We start from the raw sequence: 1062 nt of genomic DNA, 5'->3' as shown, positions 1-1062 counted from the left end.
CATCATACCTGCGAAAGTCACTTTCATGATCGATGCCCGGCATCCTGATCCAGATGCTGTGCGGCGGCTTTATACCCTGCACGAAAATCTGATCCGGGAGGTCGCGGATCGCCGTGGCCTCAAAGTGAAGATCACGGTGGTTGAGAACCAAGAGCCCCTGATCTGTCACCCCGAAATCGTTGCGGCAATCAAGGCGACGGCGGAGGAGCAGGGCGTCAGGCTGGGCGCACTCTCCAGTGGCGGCAGCCACGATACACAGCAGATGTCGAGGATCGCCCGGGCCGGGATGATATTCGTCAGGAGCAAGGACGGCAGGAGCCATACACCTGAGGAGTTCTCCTCGATCGATGACATCGTCGACGGCATCAAGGTGCTGGCCGGGACACTCTACAAGCTCGCCTATTGTTAGCAGGTTAACATGGGACGTGACCCACTCAGTTCGGACCCGATGCCGGTGTGGAGTGCGACAATATCAGATGGAACGACTGACGTGAGGCGCGTCGCCGCGATTAGCGAGACGTCCAGGAACGACTGCGAATAGCGGTTCACACCAGATCCCGGCCGCCATGAAATTTACGATCGAGGTACTCAGACCCTAAATAGCGAACGACTAAGAATCACTCAATGCGGACCAATTTTCAATGAACCCTTCTCGCAGGCGTCCCCCTCGCCAACCAGTTTTCACGAGAACTCAAAGCTTCCTTCACGTTTCCCCGTGGCGAGCTCCAGCAATCACTATTTTAGTTGCCTTGGTGATTTTCGCTTTTGCGCTGACCCTGAGATGGTAAGGCGGCTTAGCCGTCGACCCTCTGCTTATTTCAGAACTAGGTCAATCGTGCTCGGGTAGTCCGCGGCGTGGCCAGGAGCAGACTGGTTTCGCTGCCCGTTATGCCGGCTATGAGTCGGATGCGGCGCAGCACCGCATCAAAATCAGTCAGTGATGCGGTCCCAAGCTCGACCACCAGATCCCAGCGGCCATTGGTGGTATGGATTGTCGAGACTTCCGGGAAGCCGCCCAGCGCCCGGACCACGCGGTCGGCGGCATGGCCCTCGATCTCAATC

At 57.6% G+C, this 1062-nt stretch carries 2 protein-coding genes; one reads left to right on the top strand and one right to left on the bottom strand.

The window, feature by feature from the left end; genetic code table 11:
• Positions 1 to 409: M20/M25/M40 family metallo-hydrolase (locus tag EN991_RS37450; protein ID WP_127370587.1), on the top strand; the 409-nt coding region annotated here is incomplete at its 5' end.
• Between the two features lie 415 nt (positions 410 to 824).
• On the opposite strand, the gene EN991_RS37445 is transcribed toward EN991_RS37450, so the two are convergent.
• On the bottom strand, positions 825 to 1062 hold a 238-nt coding region (locus tag EN991_RS37445), incomplete at its 5' end, for an Lrp/AsnC ligand binding domain-containing protein (protein WP_164769716.1).

The organism is Mesorhizobium sp. M7A.F.Ca.US.005.03.2.1 (genome assembly GCF_003997795.1).
GTDB classification, from domain to species: Bacteria; Pseudomonadota; Alphaproteobacteria; order Rhizobiales; family Rhizobiaceae; genus Mesorhizobium; species Mesorhizobium ciceri.
Note: the sequence above shows the minus strand (reverse complement) of the source record. Positions and strands in the feature narration are given on the sequence as shown.